The sequence below is a fragment of the Serratia sp. AXJ-M genome (assembly GCF_046531865.1).
GTDB classification, from domain to species: domain Bacteria; phylum Pseudomonadota; class Gammaproteobacteria; order Enterobacterales; family Enterobacteriaceae; genus Serratia; species Serratia liquefaciens.
In genome coordinates this window covers 3,616,688-3,631,353 of record NZ_CP059394.1, presented here as the reverse complement: position 1 = coordinate 3,631,353, position 14,666 = coordinate 3,616,688, and the positions used below count along the sequence as shown (strand labels likewise).

The window sequence follows — 14,666 nt, the reverse complement described above, 5'->3', positions numbered from 1 at the left end:
TAGAATTCGCCGCGAATTGGATGCAGGGGCGATTCATCATTGGAATAGTTCATGGTCTGGATTGATTACGTCATTATAGCGGTGATTGGATTTTCGGCTCTGGTTAGCCTGATCCGAGGGTTTGTTCGCGAAGCATTGTCACTTGTGACATGGGGATGTGCGTTTTTTGTTGCCAGCCATTTCTACTCTTACCTTGCGGTCTACTTCACTCGTTTTGAAGATGAACTGGTGCGAAACGGCATCGCGATTGCCATCTTGTTTATCGCGACCCTGATCGTAGGAGCTATTGTTAACTATGTGATTAGCTCACTGGTAGAGAAAACCGGGTTATCAGGCACCGACCGGGTGCTGGGCGTCTGTTTCGGCGCACTGCGCGGCGTGTTAATCGTTTCGGCGATACTGTTTTTCCTGGATACCTTTACCGGCTTTTCACAAAGCGCAGACTGGAAACAGTCGCAGCTTATTCCCCAGTTCAGTTACATCATCAGGTGGTTCTTTGACTACCTGCAGAGCACGTCGAGTTTCTTACCGACCCATTTACCGGGGCGGTAGCGCTGATGAGGAAAAGACAACATGTGCGGTATTGTCGGTATCGCCGGTTTTATGCCGGTAAACCAGTCGATTTATGATGCGTTGACGGTGCTACAGCACCGTGGCCAGGATGCCGCAGGCATCGTCACCATCGATGCCCATAACGGGTTCCGTCTGCGTAAGGCAAACGGTCTGGTGAAGGATGTGTTCGAGGCACGCCATATGCAGCGCTTGCAGGGCAACATGGGTATTGGCCATGTGCGCTACCCGACGGCTGGCAGCTCCAGTGCCTCAGAGGCTCAACCTTTCTATGTAAACTCACCGTTCGGCATTACGCTGGCACACAACGGCAACCTGACCAACGCCCATGAACTGCGTCAAACGCTGTTTGAAAGCGGTCGCCGCCATGTCAACACCACCTCCGATTCCGAGATTTTGCTGAACGTGCTGGCCAGCGAGCTGGACCGTTTCCAACACTATCCGCTGGAGTCCGACAACGTATTCACCGCCGTTGCCGCCATGCACCAGCAGCTGCGCGGCGCTTACGCCTGCGTCGCGATGATCATCGGCCATGGCCTGCTGGCGTTCCGTGACCCTAACGGCATCCGCCCGCTGGTGATTGGCAAACGCACGCTTGAAGACGGCCGCAACGAGTATATGGTGGCTTCCGAGAGCGTGGCGTTGGATACGCTGGGCTTCGAGTTCCTGCGCGATGTGGCGCCTGGGGAAGCGGTGTACATCACCGACAAGGGCCAACTGTTCACTCGTCAGTGTGCAGAGAACCCAAAAACCAACCCGTGCCTGTTCGAATACGTTTACTTCGCCCGTCCAGACTCCTTTATGGACAAGATTTCGGTCTACAGCGCCCGCGTGCGCATGGGGCAGAAGCTGGGTGAGAAAATTGCTCGCGAATGGGAAGATTTGGACATCGACGTGGTGATCCCGATCCCGGAAACCTCCTGTGATATCGCGTTGGAAATCGCCCGTATCCTGGACAAGCCGTATCGTCAGGGCTTTGTGAAGAACCGCTACGTCGGCCGTACCTTCATCATGCCGGGTCAGCAGGCGCGTCGCCAATCGGTACGCCGCAAGCTGAATGCCAACCGCGCCGAATTCCGCGACAAGAACGTGCTGCTGGTGGACGACTCCATCGTGCGCGGTACCACGTCTGAACAGATCGTGGAAATGGCGCGCGACGCCGGGGCGAAGCGTGTTTATCTGGCTTCCGCAGCGCCGGAGATTCGTTTCCCCAACGTGTACGGCATCGACATGCCAAGCGCCAACGAACTGATTGCCCACGGCCGTGAAGTGGATGAAATCCGCCAGATCATCGGCGCCGACGGTTTGATCTTCCAGAATCTGGACGATCTGATTGAAGCGGTGCGTGAAGAGAACCCGGACATCAGCCAGTTCGAATGCTCGGTATTCAACGGTATCTACGTCACCAAAGACGTCGACCAGAGCTACCTCGAGTATCTGGAATCGCTGCGCAATGACGACGCCAAAGAAATGCGTAGCCAGACCGAAGCGGAAAATCTGGAAATGCACAACGAAGGCTAAGCCTTCGCACTGACCAAAATGGTGCACCGCGGCGGTCGCTGCGGTGCATTATTCCCGCCTGACTTGCTTATATAGCGCCATTGCGGCAAAGTCTGCCTGATCCTATTTTTTCCGTGGCAGAGGCCAGCTTTATGAAACGAATCATCATCGGTATTTCCGGCGCCAGCGGCGCTATCTACGGCGTGCGCCTGCTGCAGGTATTGCGTGACGTCGCAGAAGTGGAAACCCATTTGGTGATGAGTAATGCAGCGCGACAAACGCTGTCGCTGGAAACCGCGCTCAGCCTGCGCGAAGTGCAGGCGCTGGCCGATGTGGTACATGACTCGCGCGATATTGGCGCCAGTATCTCTTCCGGATCGTTCAAAACTATCGGGATGGTGATTTTACCTTGCTCAATCAAAACGTTGTCCGGTATCGCCAACAGCTACAGCGACGGTCTGCTGACGCGCGCCGCTGACGTGGTGCTGAAAGAGCGTCGCCGGCTGGTGCTGTGCGTGCGTGAAACTCCGCTGCACGTGGGCCACCTGCGCCTGATGACTCAAGCGGCAGAAATGGGAGCCATCATTATGCCGCCGGTGCCGGCGTTTTATCACCGCCCCGAAAGCGTAGAAGACATCATCGACCAAACGGTGAACCGGGTGGTCGATCAGTTCGATATTGAATTACCCAAAGATTTATTTTCCCGCTGGCAAGGTGCCAATTAACAAATTTCTCTCCAATTTGGCACATTTGTGCAACACCGCACTGAATTAGGGCGGCACCTGCACCATAATGATCCCACTTCATCACGTTCACTGTTTCAAGGCGCTGGTATTTCTCCATTGCCCGTGGCGCGGCCCAGCCAGGCCGATTTAATTTTGCGGTTATCGTCCCAGGAAACAGTTTTGTGAAGGTCGGAGCCGTTCCCTCCGCCGACAGCAACCAATGTGGCACGATTACTGCAAATTGATTTGGTGGAAAAATAATGCCCGCAGTGGCATCGAAAAAATCAATTTGAGGGTAATTTATGAAAAAGCTGGTTAAGGTTCTTCCTTTAGTCTTGGCTTTAAGCGCGGCAAGCAGCGCATTTGCCGCCGTACCATCGACCTTGAAGATAGGTACCGATCCGACCTATGCACCCTTTGAGTCCAAAAATGCCAAAGGTGAGCTGGTCGGCTTTGATATCGATCTGGCCAAAGAGCTGTGCAAACGCATAAATACCCAATGTACCTTTGTGGAAAGCGATTTTGACGCGCTGATCCCTTCCCTGAAGGCGAAGAAAATTGACGCCATCATCTCTTCTTTGTCGATCACCGAAAAACGCCAGCAGGAAATTGCCTTTACCGACAAGCTGTATGCCGCTAACGCCCGCCTGATCGCGCCGAAAGGGTCGAAACTGTTGCCTACCGTGGATGCGCTGAAAGGCAAGAGCGTCGGCGTGCTGCAGGGCACCACCCAGGAAGCCTATGCCAACGCCATGTGGCAGCCGAAGGGCATCACCGTTGTGCCTTATCAGAACCAGGATTTGGTCTACGCCGACCTGGCATCAGGCCGTATCGATGCCGCCTTCCAGGATGAAGTCGCAGGGAGTGATGGCTTCCTGAAACAACCTCCAGGCAAGGATTACGCTTTCGCCGGTGAATCGGTGAAGGATGACAAATTCTTTGGCGTAGGCACCGGCATGGGCCTGCGCAAGACTGATAGCGAGCTCAAGGCGGCGCTGGATAAGGCCTTTGCCGAAATGCGCAAAGACGGCACCTACGACAAGTTTGCGAAGAAATACTTCGACTTTGACGTCTACGGCGGTTAATGCCGCATACCCTTCCATGTTGTGACTACGGGGCCGATCTGCCGGCCCCGATGGTTCGGGATCCTATGACGACAGGGTGAAGTAAATGCTGCAAGGCTACTCCCAATTGATATTTGAGGGCGCTCTGGTGACGCTGGAGCTGGCCCTCAGTTCCGTACTGCTGGCGGTGGTGATTGGTTTGATCGGCGCCGGTGGCAAGCTTTCCCATAACCGCCTGCTTTCCACGCTGTTTGGCGCTTATACCACGCTGATCCGTGGCGTACCCGATCTGGTACTGATGCTGCTGATTTTCTACGGCCTGCAAATTGCACTTAACAACATCACCGAACTGCTTGGTTTTTCGCAAATCGATATTGATCCGCTCAGCGCGGGGATCATCACCCTCGGGTTTATCTACGGTGCCTATTTCACTGAGACTTTCCGTGGGGCCTTTTTGGCGGTGCCGAAAGGGCAGATAGAAGCGGCCACCGCCTACGGTTTTTCCGGTTCGCAAATATTCCGCCGCATTCTGTTCCCTGCCATGATGCGTTTTGCCCTGCCTGGCATCGGCAATAACTGGCAGGTGATCCTGAAGGCGACGGCGCTGGTGTCGATTCTGGGCCTGAACGACGTGGTGAAGGCCACCCAGTTGGCCGGTAAAGGCACCTATCAGCCGTTCTTTTTCGCGATCGTGGCCGGGGTGGTTTATCTGGTCTTCACCACCGTGTCCAATGGCGTGCTGTTGTGGCTTGAACGGCGTTATTCCCTCGGCGTCCGGAGGGCTGAGCTATGATCGAAATTTTGCAACAGTATTGGCAGTCGTTGTTGTGGAGCGACGGTTATCGCTTTACCGGCGTGGCGGTCACGCTGTGGTTGCTGATCTCCTCGGTGGTGATGGGCGGTTTGCTGGCGATCCCGATGGCGGTGGCGCGCGTTTCCTCCATCAGCTGGGTGCGCTTCCCGGTATGGCTGTATACCTACATTTTCCGCGGCACGCCGTTGTATGTGCAATTGCTGGTGTTCTACTCCGGCATGTACAGCCTGGAAATCGTGCGCGGTACGGACTTCCTCAACGCCTTCTTCCGCAGCGGGCTCAACTGCACCATTTTGGCGCTGACGCTGAACACCTGCGCCTATACCACCGAAATCTTCGCCGGTGCTATTCGCGCGGTACCGCACGGTGAAATCGAGGCAGCCAATGCCTATGGTTTCTCACGCTTTAAAATGTATCGCTGCATCATTTTACCTTCCGCGCTGCGCACCGCGTTGCCGGCCTACAGCAACGAAGTGATCCTGATGCTGCACTCTACCGCGCTGGCGTTTACCGCCACCGTGCCGGATCTGCTGAAGATAGCGCGAGACATCAATGCGGCGACCTATCAACCGTTTTATGCCTTCGGCATTGCGGCGGTGCTGTATCTGATTATCTCCTACGGGTTAATCAGCCTGTTCCGCAAGGCGGAAAAGCGCTGGATGGCACACGTTAATCACTGATAATGACGGGAACACACTATGTCTGAGAATAAATTAGCCGTCACCGAACTGCATAAGCGCTATGGCGAACACGAAGTGTTGAAAGGCGTATCGCTGGCGGCTAACGCAGGGGATGTGATTAGCATCATCGGCTCTTCCGGGTCCGGTAAAAGTACCTTTTTACGCTGCATTAACTTCCTGGAAAAGCCGAGTGAAGGGTCCATTAGCCTGAACAATGAAGATATCCGCATGGTGCGCGACAAGGACGGGCAGCTTAAGGTGTTCGACAAGAAACAGCTGCAGCTGCTGCGTACCCGCCTGACCATGGTGTTCCAGCACTTCAACCTGTGGAGCCACATGACGGTGCTGGAGAACGTGATGGAAGCGCCAGTGCAGGTGCTGGGGTTGAGCAAGACCGAGGCGCGTGAGCGCGCGATACGCTATCTGGATAAGGTCGGCATCGATGAACGTGCCCGCGGCAAATACCCGGTGCACCTGTCCGGCGGGCAGCAGCAGCGCGTGTCGATCGCCCGGGCATTGGCGATGGAGCCGGAAGTTTTGCTGTTTGATGAACCGACGTCGGCGCTGGATCCGGAACTGGTAGGGGAAGTGCTGCGCATCATGCAAAAGTTGGCGGAAGAGGGGAAAACCATGGTGGTGGTGACGCACGAGATGGAGTTTGCTCGCCACGTGTCCAGCCACGTGATTTTCCTGCACAAAGGGCTGATTGAAGAGCAGGGGCCACCGGCCGAACTGTTTGGCAATCCGAAAAGCCCGCGTTTGCAGCAGTTTCTTTCCGGCGCATTAAAATAATCGATTGTCGGGGCCGGATTTTTCTGGCCCCGATAACTTCCTCAGCGGACTGGGGCCCGCTGATTGATCACATCATCCAGCGCCTGCTCCAGCTCCAGAAAGCGGAAGCTGAAGCCTGCCTCTTCCAGCCGTTTCGGCACCGCACGTTGCCCTCCCAAGACCAACACTGCAGCTTCCCCCATCAATAAATGCATGGCGAATGCCGGTACGCGCAAAAATGCCGGTCGATCGAGCACGTTGGCCAACTGAGCGGCAAACTGCTCGTTGTGGACCGGGTAGGGGGCAACCATATTGAAAGGGCCTTGCAGGGTCTGGTGATCCAGCAAATAGATAATGCCATTGACCATGTCGTCCAGGTGGATCCACGGCAGGTATTGGCGGCCACTGCCGATGGGCCCGCCCAGTCCGAAGCGGAACGGCGGCAACATCTTCGCCAGCGCGCCGCCTTTTGCCGCCAGCACCACGCCGGTACGCAGCAGGCAGACGCGGGTGGCATCGCTTTGCGCCTGCAACGCCAACGATTCCCAACGTTGACACAGTTGATGGGTGAACTCGTCATGCGGCGCTTCGTCTTCGGTGACCACCGCCTGGCCCTGATCGCCGTAATAACCGGTCGCGGAACCGGAAATCAGCACGCTGGGCGGGTTGCTGCCGGCGTTAATCAGTTTCACCAACTGCTCGGTCAGATCCCAACGGCTGTGGCACAGGCGTTCTTTCTGCGCCTTACTCCAGCGCTTGTCGGCGATCGGCTCGCCGGCCAGGTTGATCACGGCGTCAAAGCCATCGAGCGAAGGCTGATCCTGCAACGTTGACCAGTAGCTGACCTGTTCACCGAAGCGCTCACGAGCGCGGGGCACGTTACGGCTCAGCACCGTGACTTGGTGAGAAAGGCCCAACAGCCGCCGTGTCAGGCTGCTCCCTATCAATCCTGTGGCGCCGGTGATCAGGATCCGCATGGTCGATTCTCCCTGAAACAGGTGGTTTTCAGGCCCGGCGATAGCTCATGGTCATCGAAACCGAGTCGGCGTAGCGCAGGGCCAGTAGTTTATCTATCTCTACTTCAGCATAGGTTACCCAGGCATGTTGTTTCACGATATCGAGCACATCCTGAGTTAATTTTTCCAGCAGGGCGAAGCGGTTATCTTCCACATGGCGGATGATGGCTTTGGTGATGGTGCGGTAATTGAGCGCGTCGTCGATATTTTCACTGTCGCGCGCTTTATCCGCCGGGTAGTGGATCACTACGTTAATCAGGATGTCCTGACGATTGTTAATTTCTTCTTCCTTGATACCGATGAAAGTACGCAACCGCAGGTTTTTTATACGAATAATGGCGTCGGGTTGACTGAATGACATCAGAAGATCTCCACAGGTCTGATTATTGCCGCTCAGAATACACGGAAAGTAAGGAAAAGATAACGAGCTAAAGGAAACTCCCCGCGGGTCGGGGAGCGGGAAATTTAGCCCTGTTCGGCCAGCTTGTAGGCGCGTGCGGTAGCGGGACGGTTGCTGATGCGTTCAAACCAGTTGCGTACCGCCGGGTAATCCGCCAGATCGATGCGCTGGCGTGGGTGAGACACCACCCAGGGGTAAGTCGCAATATCAGCGATGCTGTAGTTGTCGCCGCCCAGGTACGGGTGTTTTTGCAGCTCGGCTTCCAACACGGCATACAGACGCTTGGTTTCCAGATGGTAGCGTTCGATGGCGTAGGGCACCGGCTGCGGCGCGTAATGGTTAAAGTGATGGTTTTGCCCGAGCATCGGCCCAAAGCCCGCGACTTGCCAGAACAACCACTGTAGCGTAGCAGCACGCTCGCGCAGGCCTTTGCTCAGCAATTTGCCGGTTTTCTCCGCCAGATACAGCAGGATTTCGCCGGATTCGAAAAGGCTGATCGGCGCACCGCCATCAACCGGCTGCTGGTCGACGATGGCCGGAATTTTGTTGTTGGGTGAAATGCTCAGAAAATCCGGCTTGAACTGGTCGCCGGCGCTGATATTTACGCGATGGATACGGTAGGGTAAGCCAACCTCCTCCAGAAACAGGGTAATTTTGTGACCATTGGGAGTAGGCGCGTAATACAGGTCAATCATGTTGCCTCCTGCGGTAAGGTGATCTGTAAGTCATTACACGTTGTTGCGGTCTTCGCCGCGCACAAAGGTATATCAGAGATCTTTCTATAGGGTTACCCACAATAGCAGCTAAGAATAGCAGGCTATGTGAGATTCGTCTGATGCTATCTCTACAACATGCATCACAATTCCGGGTCTTCAGGAATCGCTTCCTCGGCAGCCTTGCCGTCGCTGGCCACTGCGATAAAATAGCCGTTATTTCCCTGCCAAAGGAAAGGTTATGAAGCTGATATTCGCCTCCGATATACACGGTTCGCTACCCGCCACCGAAAGCGTGCTGGAACGTTTTGAGCAAAGCGGTGCCGACTGGCTGATCCTGCTGGGTGATTTGCTGAATCACGGGCCGCGAAATGCGTTGCCAGCGGGCTATCAACCGGCGCAGGTTGCTGAACAATTGAATCGCTATAGCGACAAGATCATCGCCGTTCGCGGCAACTGTGACAGTGAAGTTGATCAGATGTTATTGTCATTTCCCATCACCGCGTCTTGGCAGCAGGTGCTATTGCAAAAAAGACGATTGTTTTTAACCCACGGACACCTTTATCATCCCTCCGCACTGCCGCCGTTATCTGCCGGTGATGTGCTGGTCTACGGACACAGCCATTTACCGCAGGCGGAACGGCAGGGCGAAATTTACTGCTTTAATCCAGGATCGGTCAGCATTCCGAAAGGGGGCTTTCCCGCCAGCTATGGCATACTGGAGGACGGCATTTTAAGTGTGGTCACTTTGGACGGCGGCAAGGCTGTTGCAGAGGTGGCATTAACGCACTAATTTATACACACACAATAAAAATCTTTGAAAAACACTCATTGATTAACCAGTGCGCGGGATGCATCGCGCCAAAATAGAAGGTTTTAGAGGATGGCGGAACAGGGTCAGGCTGCAGATACCGAGTGGGTTGATATCGTCAACGAGCAAAATGAAGTGATTGCTCAATCCAGTCGCCAACAGATGCGTGCTCAACGGCTGCGTCATCGTGCTACCTATATTGTGGTGCATGATGGAATGGGAAAAATTCTGGTGCAGCGTCGCACCGACATTAAAGATTTCTATCCGGGTTGGCTGGACGCCACTGCCGGTGGCGTAGTGCAAAGCGGGGAGAACGTGCTGGACTCCGCTCGCCGCGAGGCGGAAGAGGAGCTGGGCATTGCCGGCGTGCCTTTTGCCGAGCACGGGCTGTTCTACTTTGAAGAAGAGCAGTGCCGGGTGTGGGGTGCGCTGTTCAGCTGTGTCTCGCATGGCCCCTTTGCACTGCAGGAAGAAGAAGTGGTTGAGGTTAGCTGGCTGACGCCGGAAGAAATCACCGCCCGCTGCGACGAATTCACGCCGGACTCGTTAAAAGCGCTGTCGCTGTGGCTGACGCGCAACAACGAACAGGCCTATGGCAAGCCGTTGCGCGATAGCGATGAAAATGCCTGATGCGTTCGCGCAAATAAAAAAAACCGGTCAATTGACCGGTTTTTTTTATCTGATAATCCGGGGATTATCAGGCTTTGACTGCTGCAGCATCAGCCTGGGAAGACTGAATGGCGGTCAGGGCTACGGTATAAACGATGTCGTCTACCAGTGCGCCACGTGACAGATCGTTCACCGGCTTGCGCATGCCTTGCAGCATTGGCCCGATGGACACCAGGTCAGCAGAACGCTGTACCGCTTTGTAGGTGGTGTTACCGGTGTTCAGGTCTGGGAAGATGAACACGGTAGCCTGGCCTGCAACCGGAGAGTTTGGCGCTTTGGACTTGGCGACGTCGGCCATGATGGCGGCGTCGTACTGCAGTGGGCCGTCGATGATCAGGTCAGGACGTTTTTCCTGCGCCAGACGGGTCGCTTCACGCACTTTCTCAACGTCGCTACCCGCGCCGGAGTTACCGGTGGAGTAGGAGATCATGGCAACGCGTGGTTCGATACCGAAGGCCGCAGCGGAATCTGCCGACTGGATCGCGATTTCAGACAGCTGTTCTGCGGTTGGGTCCGGGTTGATCGCACAGTCGCCGTATACCAGAACCTGGTCAGGCAGCAGCATGAAGAACACGGAGGACACCAGCGAGCTGCCCGGTGCCGTTTTGATCAACTGCAACGGTGGACGGATGGTGTTGGCGGTGGTGTGAACCGCGCCTGAAACCAGGCCGTCGACTTCGCCTTTCTCCAGCATCAGGGTGCCGAGAACCACGTTATCTTCCAGTTGCTCGCGCGCAACCACTTCGGTCATGCCCTTGCTCTTACGCAGCTCAACCAGACGTGGAACGTACTGCTCGCGCACGGCGACCGGATCAACAATCTCGATGCCTTTGCCGAGCTCAACGCCCTGCGCAGCGGCAACGCGCTGGATCTCTTCCGGGTTACCCAACAGCACGCACTCAGCGATACCACGTTCGGCGCAGATAGCCGCCGCTTTCACGGTACGCGGCTCGTCGCCTTCCGGCAGCACGATGCGTTTGCCGGCTTTACGCGCCAGCTCGGTCAGCTCATAGCGGAACGCCGGTGGAGACAGGCGACGCGAACGCTCGGAGGTCGCAGTCAGTGACTCGATCCATTCGGCGTTGATGTGGCTGGCCACGTAGTTCTGCACTTTCTCGATGCGCTGGTGGTCGTCCGCCGGCACTTCGAGGTTGAAGCTTTGCAGGCTCAGCGAGGTCTGCCAGGTGTTGGTTTCGACCATAAAGACCGGCAGGCCGGTTTGGAATGCACGTTCACACAGCTTTCTGATTGGCTCGTCGATAGCGTAGCCGCCGGTCAGCAGCACAGCGCCGATTTCCACGCCGTTCATCGCGGCCAGACAGGCAGAAACCAGCACGTCAGGACGGTCTGCCGAGGTGACCAGCAGTGAACCCGGACGGAAGTGTTCCAGCATGTGCGGAATGCTGCGCGCACAGAAGGTTACAGACTTCACGCGACGGGTCATGATGTCGCCTTCATTGACCACGGTGGCCTTCAGGTGACGGGCCATGTCGATAGCGCGGGTCGCGATCAGGTCGAAGCTCCACGGCACGCAGCCCAGCACCGGCAGCGGGCTGTTGGCGAACAGTTGCGCCGGGTCAACGTTGGTTACGCTGGCTTTGGTGGAGTCGTCGAAGATCTCGGACAGGTCAGGACGGGTGCGGCCCTGCTCGTCAACCGGGGCGTTCAGCTTGTTGATGATCACGCCGGTGATGTTTTTGTTCTTGCTGCCGCCGAAGCTGCTGCGAGCCAGCTCGATGCGCTCTTTCAACTGAGCCGGGGAATCATTGCCCAGTGCCAGTACAAAAACGATTTCCGCATTCAGGGTCTTGGCGATTTCATAGTTGAGCGCGTTGGCGAACTGGTGTTTACGGGTCGGCACCAGGCCTTCGATCAGCACCACTTCCGCGTCTTTGGTGTTCTCGTGATAGCGCGCCACGATCTCTTCCATCAGCACGTCTTGCTGGTTGGAGCTCAGCAGGCCTTCAACGTAGCTCATGCGCAGCGGCTCGGCTGCCGTGATGGTGGAGTTGCTGCTGCGGATGATGGTGGTGGTCTGGTCGAGCGAGTCGCCGCCGGTGCGTGGTTGAGCGATAGGTTTGAACACGCTCAGGCTAACGCCTTTTTGCTCCATGGAGCGGATGACACCCAGGCTGACGCTGGTCAGGCCGACGCTGGTGCCGGTGGGGATCAACATAATTGTACGTGACACAGAATAGTCCTCTTCACGAATTAACATGAGGCTAAAACAGCACCGTCAGCCTGGGCTGACGGTGTCGGAGAGCGTTACGCGGTCAGACGGGATGCGTCTTGCGCGATGACCAACTCTTCGTTGGTCGGGATAACCAGCGCCAGGCGGCTGCCGTCTTTGGTGATGGCGCCGGATTTACCGAAGCGAGCGGCCATGTTGCGTTCGTGGTCAATCTCGAAGCCCAGCAGGCCCAGTTTGTCCAGGGTCAGCTCACGCACCATACCGGCGTTTTCGCCGATGCCGCCGGTGAAGATCACCGCGTCCAGACGGCCGTCCATCAGTGCGCTGTAAGCGCCGATGTACTTGGCCAGACGGTGGCAGAATACGTCCATAGCGCGTTTTGCATCGGCTTTGGTTGCGTAGTTGTCTTCAACGTAACGGCAGTCGCTGGTGACTTCGGTCAGGCCCAGCAGGCCGGATTCTTTGGTCAGCATTTTGTTGATTTGATCAACGCTCATGCCCAGAGAGTCGTGCAGGTGGAAGATGATCGCCGGATCGATGTCACCGCTGCGGGTGCCCATGACCAGGCCTTCCAGCGGGGTCAGACCCATAGAAGTGTCAACGCATTTGCCGTTGCGCACTGCGGTTACGGAACCGCCGTTGCCCAGGTGGCAGGTGATCAGGTTAACTTCTTCAACCGGCTTGTTCAGCACTTTCGCAGCTTCTTGAGTTACGTAGAAGTGGCTGGTGCCGTGTGCGCCATAGCGACGAACGCTGTGGTCGCGGTACAGGCTGTACGGCAGGGCGTACAGGTAGGATTCTTCCGGCATGGTCTGGTGGAACGCGGTGTCGAACACGGCAACGTTTTTATCCGCCAGTTTAGGGAAGGATTTCAATGCCTCAGCGATACCGATCAGGTGCGCTGGGTTATGCAGTGGTGCAAATGGCACCGAATCTTTGATACCCTGCAAGACTTCGTCATTGATTACGGCAGAAGAAGTGAACTTCTCGCCGCCGTGCACAATGCGGTGACCGATAGCGGTCAGCTGTGCAGAAAGCTCCGGTTTTTGTGCCAGAATAGTATTAACAATGTAGTTCAGTGCTTCGCTGTGCGCAGCGCCGGCACCCAGAGCCGCTTCGTGTTTGGCGCCGTCCATCTTCCACTTGAGGCGAGCCTCAGGCAGGTGGAAACATTCGGCCAGGCCGGAGAGGTGTTCTTCACCGTTGACAGCATCGATGATAGCGAACTTCAGGGAAGAACTGCCGCAGTTCAGGACCAGTACTAGCTTACTCGACATGGAAGTACCTACTTAAATAGTTCGTGTTGTTAAAGGAAATACCAAAACACGTGGTGAATTAATCGTCAATCAGACAACAAGCGTAGCGCATAATGCCGTTGACATTTATGATTAACATCATGTGAATTGCACAAACCACATGACGATGAAAAAACCGATGATTTCTCTGCGGTTTAAATAATCTTGATTTTTATAGGGCTAAAAGTTGACAGAATTATTGTCATCTTCTACCGGCCAAAAGGCCGGCCTAGGATACCGATAGCCCGAGGCAAACACAAAATAAATTTAAAGCTTCAAATTTTTTAGTATGTGTTGGCCGTGTCCTTATTTTTCTTTGTGACGTTGAGGTACGCGATGACGAGCAAACCGTCCGGTTCCGTAAGCTGGTTTCAGGTCTTCCAGCGCGGGCAGCATTACATGAAAACCTGGCCGTCAGACAAACGTCTGGCTCCGGTCTTTCCGGAGAATCGCGTTGCGAGTGCCACCCGCTTTGCCGTCCGCTTTATGCCGCCGCTGGCGGTGTTTACCCTGACCTGGCAGATTGCCCTGGGGGGCCAACTGGGCCCGGCGATCGCCACCGCACTGTTTGCCTGCAGCATGCCGATGCAGGGTCTGTGGTGGTTGGGCCGCCGTTCGGTTACCCCGTTGCCGCCCACGCTGCTGCAGTGGTTCCATGAGGTACGCAACAAGCTGACGGAAGCCGGTCAGGCCGTCGCGCCGGTAGAAGGCACGCCAACCTACCAGTCGCTGGCAGACCTGCTGAAGCGCGCCTTCAAGCAGCTGGATAAAACCTTCCTGGATGACCTTTAACACTAAAAATGGCCGTATTGCCGGCGGCCATTTTAGCGTTCTGGCCAATAACCCCCGTTCAAATCAAAGAACCGGCGAGTTGTGATTTCCTGTGATATTGCGCTGTGCGATGCTTTCGCCATGAGTAATTTTTCGAGGAAATTATAATGGAAATGACCCACGCCCAACGCCTGATCCTGTCGAACCAATACAAGATGATGACCCTGCTGGACCCGGATAACGCCGAACGTTACCGTCGCTTGCAGACCATTATCGAGCGCGGTTTTGGCCTGCAGATGCGCGAGCTGGATCGCGACTTCGGCGAAATGAGCGAAGACGTGTGCCGCACCATTATCAACGTGATGGAAATGCACCACGCGCTGCAGGTTTCCTGGGACAATCTGAAAGACAAACAAGGTATTGAAGCCCGCCGCCTGGCGTTTCTCGGCTTTGACGCCGCGACCGAGGCGCGCCATCTGAGCTACGTGCGTTTCCTGGTTAACACCGAGGGGCGCTATACTCATTTCGATTCCGGCAGCCACGGCTTCAACGCCCAAACCAAAATGTGGGAAAAGTACCAGCGTATGCTGGCTATCTGGCTGTCATGCCCACGCCAGTATCACTTGAGCGCCGTTGAGATAGCGCAAATTATCAATGCCTGATTAAAAGAGGTTTC

The 14,666-nt window shown here is 55.7% G+C and carries 16 protein-coding genes; 11 read left to right on the top strand and 5 right to left on the bottom strand.

Going from position 1 to position 14,666, the window contains the following annotated elements; genetic code table 11:
• The first annotated feature begins 51 nt into the window (after positions 1–51).
• From cvpA to hisP, 7 genes are all read left to right on the top strand, one after another.
• Positions 52–552 (top strand): colicin V production protein, encoded by a 501-nt coding sequence (gene cvpA, locus H0S68_RS16980; protein ID WP_020827869.1) that lies wholly within the window; start codon positions 52–54, stop codon positions 550–552.
• 21 nt (positions 553–573) lie between these two features.
• Complete coding sequence (gene purF, locus H0S68_RS16975; protein ID WP_020827868.1) at positions 574–2,091, top strand: amidophosphoribosyltransferase; 1,518 nt, start codon at positions 574–576, stop codon at positions 2,089–2,091.
• 131 nt (positions 2,092–2,222) lie between these two features.
• Positions 2,223–2,795, top strand: coding sequence for a UbiX family flavin prenyltransferase (locus tag H0S68_RS16970; RefSeq protein WP_130016460.1), 573 nt, complete (start codon positions 2,223–2,225; stop codon positions 2,793–2,795).
• A gap of 302 nt (positions 2,796–3,097) precedes the next feature.
• Positions 3,098–3,880: a histidine ABC transporter substrate-binding protein HisJ gene (gene hisJ / locus H0S68_RS16965; RefSeq protein WP_217331664.1), complete on the top strand. Its 783-nt coding sequence runs from the start codon at positions 3,098–3,100 to the stop codon at positions 3,878–3,880.
• An 85-nt stretch (positions 3,881–3,965) separates the two neighbouring features.
• Positions 3,966–4,652: a histidine ABC transporter permease HisQ gene (locus H0S68_RS16960; RefSeq protein ID WP_020827865.1), complete on the top strand. Its 687-nt coding sequence runs from the start codon at positions 3,966–3,968 to the stop codon at positions 4,650–4,652.
• Positions 4,649–5,353, top strand: a complete 705-nt coding sequence (locus H0S68_RS16955; RefSeq protein ID WP_020827864.1) for an ABC transporter permease — start codon at positions 4,649–4,651, stop codon at positions 5,351–5,353. The genes H0S68_RS16960 and H0S68_RS16955 overlap by 4 nt, the downstream gene beginning before the upstream one ends.
• An 18-nt stretch (positions 5,354–5,371) precedes the next feature.
• Positions 5,372–6,145, top strand: a complete 774-nt coding sequence (hisP, locus tag H0S68_RS16950) for a histidine ABC transporter ATP-binding protein HisP (RefSeq protein WP_020827863.1) — start codon at positions 5,372–5,374, stop codon at positions 6,143–6,145.
• A 41-nt stretch (positions 6,146–6,186) separates the two neighbouring features.
• Here hisP and H0S68_RS16945 read toward each other — a convergent pair whose 3' ends face one another.
• The 3 genes from H0S68_RS16945 to yfcG all read right to left on the bottom strand — a co-directional run bounded on the left by H0S68_RS16945 (position 6,187) and on the right by yfcG (position 8,235).
• Entirely contained in the window at positions 6,187–7,101 is a 915-nt protein-coding gene (locus H0S68_RS16945) for a TIGR01777 family oxidoreductase (RefSeq protein ID WP_410528863.1), read from the bottom strand.
• 28 nt (positions 7,102–7,129) lie between these two features.
• Complete coding sequence (gene folX / locus H0S68_RS16940; protein ID WP_012146035.1) at positions 7,130–7,501, bottom strand: dihydroneopterin triphosphate 2'-epimerase; 372 nt, start codon at positions 7,499–7,501, stop codon at positions 7,130–7,132.
• A gap of 104 nt (positions 7,502–7,605) precedes the next feature.
• Positions 7,606–8,235, bottom strand: a complete 630-nt coding sequence (gene yfcG / locus H0S68_RS16935; RefSeq protein ID WP_020827861.1) for a GSH-dependent disulfide bond oxidoreductase — start codon at positions 8,233–8,235, stop codon at positions 7,606–7,608.
• Between the two features lie 259 nt (positions 8,236–8,494).
• On the opposite strand from yfcG, the gene yfcE reads away from it, so the two are divergent.
• Entirely contained in the window at positions 8,495–9,046 is a 552-nt protein-coding gene (gene yfcE / locus H0S68_RS16930; RefSeq protein ID WP_020827860.1) for a phosphodiesterase, read from the top strand.
• Between the two features lie 90 nt (positions 9,047–9,136).
• Positions 9,137–9,694, top strand: a complete 558-nt coding sequence (gene yfcD, locus H0S68_RS16925; protein WP_020827859.1) for an NUDIX hydrolase YfcD — start codon at positions 9,137–9,139, stop codon at positions 9,692–9,694.
• Positions 9,695–9,761: 67 nt separating this feature from the next.
• Here the strand turns inward: yfcD and pta are convergent, their stop codons facing one another.
• On the bottom strand, positions 9,762–11,924 hold the full coding sequence (gene pta / locus H0S68_RS16920; RefSeq protein WP_041415539.1) for a phosphate acetyltransferase: 2,163 nt from the start codon (positions 11,922–11,924) through the stop codon (positions 9,762–9,764).
• A 74-nt stretch (positions 11,925–11,998) separates the two neighbouring features.
• Positions 11,999–13,201, bottom strand: a complete 1,203-nt coding sequence (ackA, locus tag H0S68_RS16915) for an acetate kinase (protein ID WP_020827857.1) — start codon at positions 13,199–13,201, stop codon at positions 11,999–12,001.
• Between the two features lie 354 nt (positions 13,202–13,555).
• Here ackA and yfbV point away from each other — a divergent pair, with 354 nt between their 5' ends.
• Together yfbV and H0S68_RS16905 are read left to right on the top strand one after the other, a co-directional pair.
• Positions 13,556–14,011: a terminus macrodomain insulation protein YfbV gene (yfbV, locus tag H0S68_RS16910; RefSeq protein WP_020827856.1), complete on the top strand. Its 456-nt coding sequence runs from the start codon at positions 13,556–13,558 to the stop codon at positions 14,009–14,011.
• Positions 14,012–14,157: 146 nt separating this feature from the next.
• Positions 14,158–14,652: a YfbU family protein gene (locus H0S68_RS16905; RefSeq protein ID WP_020827855.1), complete on the top strand. Its 495-nt coding sequence runs from the start codon at positions 14,158–14,160 to the stop codon at positions 14,650–14,652.
• Positions 14,653–14,666 lie beyond the last annotated feature (14 nt).

Excerpts from the sequence above, each read along its gene's own strand:
- cvpA (WP_020827869.1), top strand. The coding sequence starts at position 52 with ATGGTCTGGATTGATTACGTCATTATAGCGGTGATTGGATTTTCGGCT.
- purF (WP_020827868.1), top strand. The coding sequence starts at position 574 with ATGTGCGGTATTGTCGGTATCGCCGGTTTTATGCCGGTAAACCAGTCG.
- H0S68_RS16970 (WP_130016460.1), top strand. The coding sequence starts at position 2,223 with ATGAAACGAATCATCATCGGTATTTCCGGCGCCAGCGGCGCTATCTAC.
- hisJ (WP_217331664.1), top strand. The coding sequence starts at position 3,098 with ATGAAAAAGCTGGTTAAGGTTCTTCCTTTAGTCTTGGCTTTAAGCGCG.
- H0S68_RS16960 (WP_020827865.1), top strand. The coding sequence starts at position 3,966 with ATGCTGCAAGGCTACTCCCAATTGATATTTGAGGGCGCTCTGGTGACG.
- H0S68_RS16955 (WP_020827864.1), top strand. The coding sequence starts at position 4,649 with ATGATCGAAATTTTGCAACAGTATTGGCAGTCGTTGTTGTGGAGCGAC.
- hisP (WP_020827863.1), top strand. The coding sequence starts at position 5,372 with ATGTCTGAGAATAAATTAGCCGTCACCGAACTGCATAAGCGCTATGGC.
- H0S68_RS16945 (WP_410528863.1), bottom strand. The coding sequence starts at position 7,101 with ATGCGGATCCTGATCACCGGCGCCACAGGATTGATAGGGAGCAGCCTG.
- folX (WP_012146035.1), bottom strand. The coding sequence starts at position 7,501 with ATGTCATTCAGTCAACCCGACGCCATTATTCGTATAAAAAACCTGCGG.
- yfcG (WP_020827861.1), bottom strand. The coding sequence starts at position 8,235 with ATGATTGACCTGTATTACGCGCCTACTCCCAATGGTCACAAAATTACC.
- yfcE (WP_020827860.1), top strand. The coding sequence starts at position 8,495 with ATGAAGCTGATATTCGCCTCCGATATACACGGTTCGCTACCCGCCACC.
- yfcD (WP_020827859.1), top strand. The coding sequence starts at position 9,137 with ATGGCGGAACAGGGTCAGGCTGCAGATACCGAGTGGGTTGATATCGTC.
- ackA (WP_020827857.1), bottom strand. The coding sequence starts at position 13,201 with ATGTCGAGTAAGCTAGTACTGGTCCTGAACTGCGGCAGTTCTTCCCTG.
- yfbV (WP_020827856.1), top strand. The coding sequence starts at position 13,556 with ATGACGAGCAAACCGTCCGGTTCCGTAAGCTGGTTTCAGGTCTTCCAG.
- H0S68_RS16905 (WP_020827855.1), top strand. The coding sequence starts at position 14,158 with ATGGAAATGACCCACGCCCAACGCCTGATCCTGTCGAACCAATACAAG.